The sequence below is a fragment of the Streptomyces sp. NPDC030840 genome, from assembly GCF_055572015.1.
The window spans coordinates 145,049-155,606 of record NZ_JBVIEE010000018.1 but is presented as its reverse complement, the minus strand read 5'-3'; the positions used below and the strand labels follow the sequence as shown (position 1 = coordinate 155,606).

Genomic DNA, 10,558 nt, shown 5'->3' with positions numbered 1-10,558 from the left:
AACGGGAGAAATCCATGCCGGAGACCACCCCCACGGGCCTCACCGGGCTCGCCTTCGGTGGGGACTACAACCCCGAGCAGTGGCCGGAAAGCGTCTGGCACGAGGACGTCCGGCTGATGCGCGAGGCGGGCGTCACCATGGTGAGCGTCGGGATCTTCTCCTGGGCCCTGTTGGAGCCCTCACCGGGGGAGTACGACTTCGGCTGGCTCGACCGCCTGCTGGACCTGCTTCACGGCAACGGCATACGCGCCGACCTGGGCACTCCCACCGTCGTACCGCCCGTCTGGTTCTATCGCGAGCACCCCGAGGCCCTGCCCGTGGCCGCCGACGGCACGCGCTACGAGTTCGGCTCGCGCGGCGCCATCTGTCACAGCAACGCCGACTACCGCGCGGCCGCCGCGAGCATCACCACCAAGCTCGCCGAGCGGTACGCCGGCCACCCGGCCCTCGCCCTGTGGCACGTGCACAACGAGTACGGCGTCCCGGTGTCGGCCTGCTACTGCGACTCGTGCGCCACCCACTTCCGCCGCTGGCTGGCGGCCACGTACGAGACGGTCGAGGCGGTCAACGAAGCCTGGGGGACGGCCTTCTGGGGCCAGCGCTACACGGACTTCGAGCAGATCAACCCGCCCCGGGTGGCCCCCACGGTCGGCAACCCCGGCCAGGCGCTCGACTACAAGCGGTTCGCCGACGCCACCATGCGCGAGAACTTCGTGGCGGAGCGCGACATCCTGCGCCGTCTCGCCCCCGGCATCCCGGTCACCACCAACTTCATGACCGCGCTCAGCCAGTGCGACTCGGTCGACTACTGGGCCTGGGGCCGTGAGGTCGACCTCGTCACCAACGACCACTACCTCATCACCGACGGCCGGCGCACCCATGTCAACCTCGCCATGGCCGCCGACCTCACCCGCTCCGTCGCGGGCGGCGCCCCCTGGCTGCTCCTTGAGCACTCCACGTCCGGGATCAACTGGCAGCCGCGCAACCCGGCCAAGGCTCCCGGCCAGATGGCCCGCAACTCCCTCGCGCACGTGGCGCGCGGCTCCGACGGCGCCATGTTCTTCCAGTGGCGGCAGTCCCGGCGCGGAGCCGAGAAGTTCCACTCGGCGATGGTGCCGCACGCGGGCACCGAGTCGCGCGTGTGGCGCGAGGTCGTCGAACTCGGCGCGTCCCTCGGCTCGTTGAGCACGATCCGCGGCACCCGCACACAGGCCGACGTGGCCGTCCTGTGGGACTGGCACTCGTGGTGGGCGCAGAACCTGGCGTGGCGCCCCAGCGAGGACCACGACGCCCGTGAGCGGGCCGACGCCTTCTACGAGGCCCTCTACGACCGCCACCTCACGGTCGACTTCGCCCACCCGGAAGCCGACTTGTCGTCTTATCCCCTGGTGGTCGTTCCCGCCCTGTATCTGATGACGGAAGCCGCCGGGAACAACGTCCGCGCGTACGTCGAGAACGGCGGCACCCTCGTCGTCTCGTACTTCTCCGGCATCGTCGACGAGCACGACGCCGTGCACGAGGGCGCGTACCCGGGTGCCCTGCGGGAGGCGCTGGGCCTGACCGTCGAGGAGTTCTCGCCGCTGCTGCCCGGCCAGAGCGTCCGGGTCACCGGGCCCGACGGTTCCGAACTCACCGGTGACGTGTGGACCGAGTTCGTGGTGCCGCGCAAAGCCGAGACCGTCTGGACGTACGACGACGGACCGGCCGCGGGGCACCCCGCGGTGACCCGGCACCGGCTGGGCGAGGGCGCGGCCTGGTACGTGTCGACGCGGCTGGACGCCCAGGGGCTGGACGTGTTGCTGGGCTGGGCCTCCGACGACGCGGGCATCCCGGCGCGGGCCGGTCTGCCGCGTGACGTCGAGGTCGTGCGGCGGGCGGGGGAGTCGGGTGCCTATCTGTTCGCAATCAACCACAGCTCCTCGGACGTCAAGGTGCCGGTGGACGGCCACGGGACCGAGTTGCTGACGGGGGAACGCTCCGCGGGGCGCCTCGCGGTGCCCGCGGGGGCCGTGCGGGTCGTACGACTCGACAGCTGAGCCGCGCTGGTCGGTTTGGCCCCCGCCGCCCCTACCCGTTCCCGTCCCCAGGGGCTCCGCCCCTTCGACCCCGCCGGGGCTCCGCCCCGGACCCTGTTTTCGGGAGGCAGGCCCCCGAACCCCGCTCCTCAAACGCCGGAGAGGCTGGATGGTGCGGGCGGCGCTGAATCTTCCCGGCCGGGGCCAGGCATATCCAGCCCGCCCGGCGTTTGAGGACGAGGCCGTCAGGCCGATAGGCGAGGGTCTGGGGGCGCAGCCCCCAGGGATGGGACGGGTAGGGGCGGCGGGGGCGAGAACCCCCTGCCCCGGACCCCACCGGGGACATCAACACCCCACACCCACACCACGTCGAAGGGACGACGGACGACGATGTTCCATCCCAGACGCGTACTGCGCACCCTGCTCCTGCCCCTCGCCGCCGGGCTGGCCCTCACCACCCTGCCCGCCCAGAGCGCCCACGCCGCCAGCACCCTCACCAACGGCGGCTTCGAGTCCGACGGCACGGGGACCGCCACCGCGGCCGGCTGGTCGACGTACTCGGCGGGCGGACAGAACGCCGCCTCGTTCACCGAGTCCGGTGGCCACAGCGGCGGTTACCGCCTGACCCACTGGTCGTCCTCCGCGTACAAGGTGGAGACGTACCAGTACCTGTCCGGCCTGGCCAACGGCACCTACAAGCTCACCGCGTGGGTCCGCTCCGGCGGCGGCCAGAAGTCCGCGTACCTCGCCCTGAAGAACTGCGGCAGCGCGGAGCAACGCACCGACCTCCCCGTCTCCTCCAGCGGCTGGATCCGGTTCGTCACGTCCGTCGCGGTGACGAACAACCAGTGCACCATCAGCATCAACTCCGACGCGGGCGCCGGGAACTGGATCAACGTCGACGACCTGACCTTCACCTCGGGCTCGACGGGCCTGGCCGTCAAGGGCTCCGACATCTCCTCCCTCGCGAAGAGCGAGGCCAAGGGCGGTGTCTACAGGACCAGTTCCGGCACCACCGGTGACGCGGTCACCATCCTGAAGAACGCCGGCATGAACTACGCCCGCCTGAAGGTCTGGGTCAACCCGGCCGACGGCTACAACAACAAGACGCGCGTCCTGGCGATGGCCAAGCGCGTCAAGTCGGCCGGAATGAAGCTGCTGGTCGACTTCCACTACTCGGACTTCTGGGCGGACCCCGGCCGCCAGGACAAGCCCGCCGCCTGGGCCGGGCACTCATACAGCCAGCTGAGGACCGACGTCTACAACCACACGTACGACGTGCTGAACGCCCTGAAGGCGCAGGGCACCACCGCCGACATGGTGCAGGTCGGCAACGAGATCAACGGCGGCATGATGTGGAACGAGGGCTCCACGAGCAACTGGTCGCAGCTCGCCGGGCTGCTCAACTCCGGCTACGACGCGGCCAAGGCGGTCAACTCCGGCACGGCCGTGGCACTGCACCTCGCCAAGGGCGGTGACCTGTCGGGCACCCGCTGGTGGTTCGACAACGCGGTGTCCAACGGTGTCAGGTTCGACGCCATCGGCCTGTCGTACTACGGCTACTGGCACGGGCCGCTGTCCGACTTCCAGACCACCCTCGACGACGCGGCCTCCCGCTACGGCAAGCCCGTCTTCGTCGCCGAGACGTCCTACCCGTTCCGCCTCGACAGCGACGACTCGCTCACCAACCAGATCGACACCACCGGCGAGCTCGTCTCCGGCTACCCCGCCTCCGCGGCCGGCCAGCTGGCGTGGATGAACACCGTCGCGGGCATCGTGGAGGCCGTACCGAACGGCCGTGGCCTCGGCGTCTTCTACTGGGAGGCGACCTGGACCGCGGTGACCGGCAACGGCTGGGACCCGACCGACGCGTCCTCCGGGAACGGCTGGGAGAACCAGGCCCTGTTCGGCTACGACGACAGGGCGCTCTCGTCGATGTCGTGGTTCAGCCACCGCTGAGCACCCCTGTGGCGTGGGCCCGGTCGCCGTGGGCGGCCGGGCCCTGCCGCGTGTGAGCATCCCCGGCCCCAGGGGTACCCGCGAGGATGCCCGCCGGAGCCGGGCTACGGGAGGCGGACATGGAAAAGGCGAAGAACACGGGACTCACACCGCTCCGCTACGTGGAAATCGGCGGGCGAGGGCCCGAGGACGTGGTCGCCGACGAGCGGGGCCGCGTCCTGACCGGTGTCGAGGACGGGCGCATCCTGCGTGTGGACGGCGTCGCGGACCCGGCGGCCCGCACCCGCGTCCAGGTGCTCGCGGAGACCGGAGGCCGCCCCCTCGGGCTCGAACTCCTCCCGGACGGCGACCTGTTGGTGTGCGACGCCCGCATGGGAGTGCTGCGGGTCGCGACCGCGGACGGGACCGTGAGAGTGCTCGCCGACTCGGTCGACGGCGAACCACTGCGCTTCTGCAGCAACGTCGTCGCGCTCACCGACGGCACGATCTGCTTCACCGTCTCCAGCCGCAGCCATCCGCTGGAGAACTGGATCGGCGACGTGGTCGAACACAGCGGCACGGGGCGGCTGCTGCGTCTCGCACCCGGGAGTGAGCGGCCCGAAGTGCTGCTGGACGGGCTGCAGTTCGCCAACGGCGTCGCGGCCTCCGCCGACGAGTCGTTCCTCGTCGTCGCCGAGACCGGCCGGCGCATGCTCACCCGCTACTGGCTCACCGGGCCGGACGCGGGGACGAGCGAACCGTTCGTCGAGAACCTGCGCGGTATGCCGGACAACATGTGGCGCGGCCCGGACGGGCTGATGTGGGTGGCGCTGGCCGGACCGCGTGTCGCGCCCCTGGAGGCGATCCATCGCCTGGGCCGGGGCGCCCGGCGCGCCGCCGCCCGGATCGCCGTGCGCGCCCCCTTCCGGCCGAAGGGCTTCGCCGGGGTCGTGGCGGTGGACGACACGGGACAGATCGTTCACGACCTGGTGCGCCGGCGCTCCGGGTTCCGCATGGTCACCAGCGCCTGCGTGGCCGACGGACGACTGGTGCTGGGGAGCCTGTGGGAACGGGGGGTCGCCGTGTGCGAACCGCCCGGCATGGCACTCTGAGCAATGTGACAGCTCCGCATCCCGACAGACTCGGTGTCCCCGGCGCCGCCGATCCCGTCGGCCGCCCGGCCCGTCGGCCGTCCCTCCGGCACGGCCAGGCGCCCGTGGTGGCCGTGGTCGCTCTCGGCGGTGGCATCGGCGCCGTCGCCCGCTACGGCGCGTCGCTGCTGTGGCCCACGCAGACCGGTGGCTTCCCCTGGACGACGTTCTGGGTGAACGTCGTCGGCTGCGCCGTGATCGGGGTCTTCATGGTGGTGATCACCGACGTGTGGGCGGCCCACCGGCTGGTGCGGCCCTTCTTCGGCACCGGGGTGCTCGGCGGCTTCACCACCTTCTCGACGTACGCCGTCGACATCGAGCGGCTGGCCGACGCGGGCCGCCCCGGCACCGGCCTCGCCTATCTCGCCGCCACGCTTCTCGCGGCCCTCGCCTCGGTGGGGCTCGCGGCGGCGGTGTCGCGCCGGATCCTGGCGGTGAGGCAGCGATGACGCGAACCACCCCGCTCACGGGCCGTGCCCTGCGCCTGACCGTGCTCGTCGGTGAACACGACACCTGGCACCACAGGCCCCTGTACAGCGAGATCGTCCACCGCGCTCACGCCGCCGGCCTGGCGGGCGCGAGTGTGTTCCGGGGCATCGAGGGCTTCGGCGCCTCCTCGATCGTCCACACCTCGCGGCTGCTGTCGCTGAGCGAGGACCTGCCCGTCGCCGTCGTCATCGTGGACGACGAGAGCCGCGTACGCGCCTTCCTGCCGGAACTCGACGGGCTCGTCACCGAGGGGCTGGCGGTCCTCGACGCGTGCGAGGTCATCAGGTACGGCGGCACGGACGACACGCCCGGCGAGGCGGGCCCGGAGGGTAAGAGGTCGTTGTGAACTGGCTGCTCGTCATCGTCGGCGGCATGGCCGGTGCCCCCCTGCGCTACCTCACCGACCGCGCCGTACAGTCCCGGCACGACTCGGTCTTCCCGTGGGGCACCTTCACCGTCAACGTCGCCGGGTCGCTCGTCCTCGGTCTGCTCACCGGGGCGGTGGCCGCGGGAGCCGCGGGCTCCCACCTCCAGCTGCTGATCGGCACCGGGCTGTGCGGCGCGCTGACCACGTACTCGACCTTCTCCTACGAGACCCTGCGACTCGCCCAGGACGGCGCCCGCTTCTACGCCGTCGCCAACGTGGTCGCGAGCGTGGTGGCGGGGCTGGGCGCCGCCTTCGCGGGGATGGCGTTCGCCGGGGCTGTCTGGGGCTAGGGGCGCTGCGGTGAGAGGGGTCCTTACCTCGTCGTAGTACGACTGTCGGCGCGGTATCCGATGCCCGTACCGCTGCCGAACCCGACGCCCACCAGAACAGGACCACATGAGCGCCATCTCCCTCGGTCAGGCCGTCGTCCTCGGAGCCGTCGAGGGGGTGACCGAGTTCCTGCCGGTGTCGTCGACCGGTCACCTCAAGATCGTCGAGGGGCTCATGGGGATCCCGGTCGACGACGACTCGGTGGTCGGGTTCTCGGCGGTCATCCAGGTCGGTGCCATCGCCGCCGTGCTCGTGTACTTCCGCCAGGACATCGCACGCATCGTCTCCGCCTGGTTCCGGGGGCTCACCCACCGTGAGGAGCGGCACCGCCACGACTACCGGTTCGCCTGGTGGGTGATCGCCGCGACCGTCCCGATCGTCGTCGTGGGGCTCGCCGCGAAGCCGCTCATCGAGGGGCCGCTCGCCTCGCTCTGGGTGGTGGCGGCCTCGCTGATCGCCGGCAGCGGGGTGATGTGGGCGGCGGACCAGATGGGGCGGCACAAGCGGGGGGAGGACGACACCTCGTTCAGGGACGCCATGCTGGTGGGCGGCTCGCAGATCCTCGCCCTGCTCTTCCCCGGCTTCTCCCGCTCCGGCGCCACCATGTCGACCGCGCTGATCCTCGACCTGGACCGCGTCGCGGCCACCCGGCTCTCCTTCTTTCTCGGAATTCCCGCCCTGACGGGTGCCGGCCTGTACGAGCTGAAGGACGCCCTGGGTGCCGGGGTGGGCGCGGCGTCGCTCGCCGTCGGCACCGTCGTGTCGTTCGCGGTCGCGTACGCGTCGATCGCCTGGCTGCTGAAGTTCGTGGCCAGACACTCCTTCAACGCGTTCGTGATCTATCGGATCGCGATCGGTCTGCTGCTGTTCGGACTGCTGGGCACGGGCGTCCTCAGCTGATCACCGGGAGGAGGTGGCAGGGCGGACCGCCGGCTCGGCACCCCTTGACAGCACCCTTACGTCACCCCCAGGATCACCACCGTGAACCTGTCAGACAGCCAGACAGCTGGCTCGGCGCCCCGGCGCATCAGCGCCATGGAAGCGGTGCTCACCCACCTCCGTGGCGCCATCGAGCGCGGCGAGTACGCCATCGGCGACAAGCTCCCCTCCGAGGCGGAGCTGTGCCGGCGGCTCGAAGTGAGCCGGCCGGTCCTGCGCGAGGCACTGCGGGCCCTGCAGGTGATGGGGCTGACCCAGTCCCGCACCGGCAAGGGCACCTTCGTGATCGCCCATGCCGTCGAGGACCCCACTTTCGGCGACTTCACGGCGAGCGACCTGCTGGAGGTGCGCCGGCACGTGGAGATCCCGGTCGCCGGGTACGCGGCGCTGCGCCGCACCCCGGAGAACCTGGACCACCTGGCGCACCTGCTGGACCGGATGGAGCGCGAGACCGACACGACCGCGTGGGTCGCGATGGACACGCTGTTCCACCTGGCCGTCGCCGAGGCCACCCAGAACCCGGTGTTCCGCCGGGTCATCGAGGAGATCCGGGACGCGCTGGCCCGCCAGTCGGCCTTCCTCAACGAACTGGGTGGCCGCCGCGAGCAGTCCAACCGCGAGCACCGGGCCATCGTCGAGGCGCTGACCGACGGTTCCGAACACGACGCGGTGGAGGCCATGTCCCACCACCTCGACCGCGTCGAAACCACCCTCACAGACATCGTGCGTGCCCCACGCACGGACAGTTCCACGGAAGGCGGACCCGCGTGAGCGAGTCACTCCAGGAAGCCGTACAGAAACCGGCGCACGTCGACGCCGGCGACGCGGGCTACAGCAAGTCCCTCAAGTCCCGGCACGTCAACATGATCGCCATCGGCGGCGCGATCGGCACCGGCCTCTTCCTCGGCGCCGGCGGCCGGCTCGCCGACGCGGGCCCGTCCCTGTTCATCGCCTACGCGGTCTGCGGAGTCTTCGCCTTCCTCGTCGTGCGCGCCCTCGGCGAACTCGTCCTGTACCGGCCCTCCTCCGGTGCCTTCGTGTCCTACGCCCGTGAGTTCATGGGGGAGAAGGGCGCCTACACCGCGGGCTGGATGTACTTCCTCAACTGGGCGACCACTGGCATCGCCGACATCACCGCGGTGGCCACCTACACCCACTACTGGGGCATGTTCTCCGACATCCCGCAGTGGGTGCTCGCGCTCATCGCGCTCGCGGTGGTCCTGACCGTGAACCTCATCTCGGTGAAGATCTTCGGCGAACTGGAGTTCTGGTTCGCGATCATCAAGGTCGGCGCGCTCGTCGTCTTCATGTGCATCGGTATCTTCCTGCTGGTCACCCAGCACCAGGTCGACGGCCACGCCCCCGGCCCGTCCCTGATCACCGACAACGGCGGTCTCTTCCCCAACGGCCTGCTGCCGATGCTGCTGATCGTCCAGGGCGTCGTCTTCGCGTACGCCTCCGTCGAGCTGGTCGGTGTCGCGGCCGGCGAGACCGAGAACCCCGAGAAGATCATGCCGAAGGCGATCAACTCGATCATGTGGCGCGTGGGCCTGTTCTACGTCGGCTCTGTCGTCCTGCTGTCGATGCTGCTGCCCTGGTCCTCGTACAAGGCGGGCGAGAGCCCCTTCGTCACCGTGCTGTCCAACATCGGCATCCCGGCGGCCGGCGGCATCATGAACCTGGTCGTCCTGACCGCGGCCATGTCGTCGCTCAACTCGGGCCTGTACTCCACGGGCCGCATCCTGCGCTCCATGGCGATGTCCGGCTCCGCGCCGAAGTTCACGAGCGTGATGAGCCGCAGCCAGGTCCCGTACGGCGGCATCCTGCTCACCAGCGGTATCTGTGTCCTGGGCGTCGGGCTGAACTTCGTGGTTCCGGCCGAGGCCTTCGAGATCGTGCTGAACTTCGCCGCGATCGGCATCCTCGCCACCTGGGGAATGATCATGGTCTGTCACTTGTTGTTCTGGCGGAAGACCCAGAACGGCGAACTGTCCAGGCCGAGCTACCAGTTGCCCGGCTCTCCGTGGACCGAGCTCGTGACGCTGTTCTTCCTCGCCTCGGTCCTCGTCCTGATGTACGCCGACGGCGGCGCCGGCCGCACGACGGTGCTGTGCCTCCCGCTGATCGTGGGAGCTTTGGTGGCGGGCTGGTTCGGGATACGAGCCCGGGTCGCCCGCCGTTCGACCGGAACGGAAGCGTGAAACAAGAAGTGACGTACGGCAGTTCAGCGGCCATCGACGCCCCGTCGGCGCCGGTGGCCGCGGCTCCCGCGATCCGGGAGCCCCTCCACGCCCCCGTCGCCCACCTCGTACGCGGTGGCGTCATCGAGGGCATCCACTACGGTTCGGTGGCCGTCCTGGCAGCCGACGGCGGCGTCGAGCTCCAGATCGGTGACATCGAGGCGGCCTTCTACCCCCGCTCGGCGCTCAAGCCCGTGCAGGCCGTGGCCATGGTGCGGGCCGGGCTGCCGCTCGACGGCGAGCTGCTGTCGCTGACCGCGGCCAGCCACTCCGGCGAGGAACGGCACCTGGCGGGCACCCGGCGGATCCTGGAAATGGCGGGGCTCACGGAGGACGACCTCCTCAACGTGCCCGACCTGCCCTTCGACCCGGTCGTCCGCGAGTCCTGGGTGCGCCAGGGGCGGCTGCCGTCGCGGCTCGCGCAGAACTGCTCGGGCAAGCACGCGGCGATGCTCTACACCGCCAAGCTCAATGGCTGGTCCCTCGAGGACTATCTCGATCCCAAGCACCCGCTCCAGCAGGCCATCGCCGAGATCGTCGAGGACCTCACCGGGCAGTCCGTCGCCGCGGTGACGGTGGACGGCTGCGGCGCGCCCCTGTTCTCCGTCTCGCTGCACGGGCTCGCGCGCGCCGCGGCCCGGATCACCACCGCGGCGGAGGGAACGCCCGAGCGTCTGGTCGCCGACGCGATGCGCGAGCACGCCGAGATGGCCTCCGGCTCCGGGCGCGACGTCGCCGCGATGATGCGGGCCGTGCCCGGACTGCTGGCCAAGGACGGCTTCGAGGGCGTCCAGGTCGCGGCGCTGCCGGACGGGAGGGCCGTCGCCGTCAAGATCGCAGACGGCGCCGACCGGGCCCGCGTACCGGTCACGGCGGCGGCGCTCGTCCGCGCGGGTGTCGACCGGACGGCACTCGACGAGTTCGCGGGCGCGCCGCTGCTCGGCGGCGGGGAGGTGGTCGGGCATATCCGCCCGGCCCGCGCCCTGTAAGGGGCGCGGGGCTGCGTCGATATGCGGCTCCGCCGCATGA

At 70.8% G+C, this 10,558-nt stretch carries 10 protein-coding genes; all 10 read left to right on the top strand.

Features of this window, described 5'->3' with window-relative positions; genetic code table 11:
• Positions 1-14 precede the first annotated feature (14 nt).
• Positions 15-2,036, top strand: coding sequence for a beta-galactosidase (locus ACZ49J_RS31845; RefSeq protein WP_467453938.1), 2,022 nt, complete (start codon positions 15-17; stop codon positions 2,034-2,036).
• 369 nt (positions 2,037-2,405) lie between these two features.
• Entirely contained in the window at positions 2,406-3,974 is a 1,569-nt protein-coding gene (locus tag ACZ49J_RS31840) for a glycoside hydrolase family 53 protein (protein WP_467453939.1), read from the top strand.
• A gap of 119 nt (positions 3,975-4,093) precedes the next feature.
• Positions 4,094-5,065 (top strand): SMP-30/gluconolactonase/LRE family protein, encoded by a 972-nt coding sequence (locus tag ACZ49J_RS31835; RefSeq protein WP_467453941.1) that lies wholly within the window; start codon positions 4,094-4,096, stop codon positions 5,063-5,065.
• Positions 5,066-5,070: 5 nt separating this feature from the next.
• A complete protein-coding gene (crcB, locus tag ACZ49J_RS31830; RefSeq protein WP_467453942.1) occupies positions 5,071-5,553 on the top strand; it encodes a fluoride efflux transporter CrcB in 483 nt (160 codons plus the stop codon).
• Positions 5,550-5,939, top strand: coding sequence for a DUF190 domain-containing protein (locus ACZ49J_RS31825; protein ID WP_467453943.1), 390 nt, complete (start codon positions 5,550-5,552; stop codon positions 5,937-5,939). Before crcB (ACZ49J_RS31830) ends, ACZ49J_RS31825 begins: the two co-directional genes overlap by 4 nt.
• Positions 5,936-6,310, top strand: coding sequence for a fluoride efflux transporter CrcB (crcB, locus tag ACZ49J_RS31820; protein WP_467453944.1), 375 nt, complete (start codon positions 5,936-5,938; stop codon positions 6,308-6,310). Before ACZ49J_RS31825 ends, crcB (ACZ49J_RS31820) begins: the two co-directional genes overlap by 4 nt.
• Before the next feature lie 106 nt (positions 6,311-6,416).
• The gene (locus tag ACZ49J_RS31815; RefSeq protein ID WP_467453945.1) at positions 6,417-7,250 is read left to right on the top strand and encodes an undecaprenyl-diphosphate phosphatase; all 834 of its coding nucleotides are present in this window, start codon (positions 6,417-6,419) and stop codon (positions 7,248-7,250) included.
• Between the two features lie 81 nt (positions 7,251-7,331).
• The gene (locus ACZ49J_RS31810; RefSeq protein ID WP_467453946.1) at positions 7,332-8,060 is read left to right on the top strand and encodes a FadR/GntR family transcriptional regulator; all 729 of its coding nucleotides are present in this window, start codon (positions 7,332-7,334) and stop codon (positions 8,058-8,060) included.
• A complete protein-coding gene (locus tag ACZ49J_RS31805; protein WP_467453947.1) occupies positions 8,057-9,490 on the top strand; it encodes an amino acid permease in 1,434 nt (477 codons plus the stop codon). The genes ACZ49J_RS31810 and ACZ49J_RS31805 overlap by 4 nt, the downstream gene beginning before the upstream one ends.
• The gene (locus tag ACZ49J_RS31800; protein ID WP_467453949.1) at positions 9,487-10,518 is read left to right on the top strand and encodes an asparaginase; all 1,032 of its coding nucleotides are present in this window, start codon (positions 9,487-9,489) and stop codon (positions 10,516-10,518) included. Before ACZ49J_RS31805 ends, ACZ49J_RS31800 begins: the two co-directional genes overlap by 4 nt.
• The last annotated feature ends 40 nt before the right edge of the window (positions 10,519-10,558 follow it).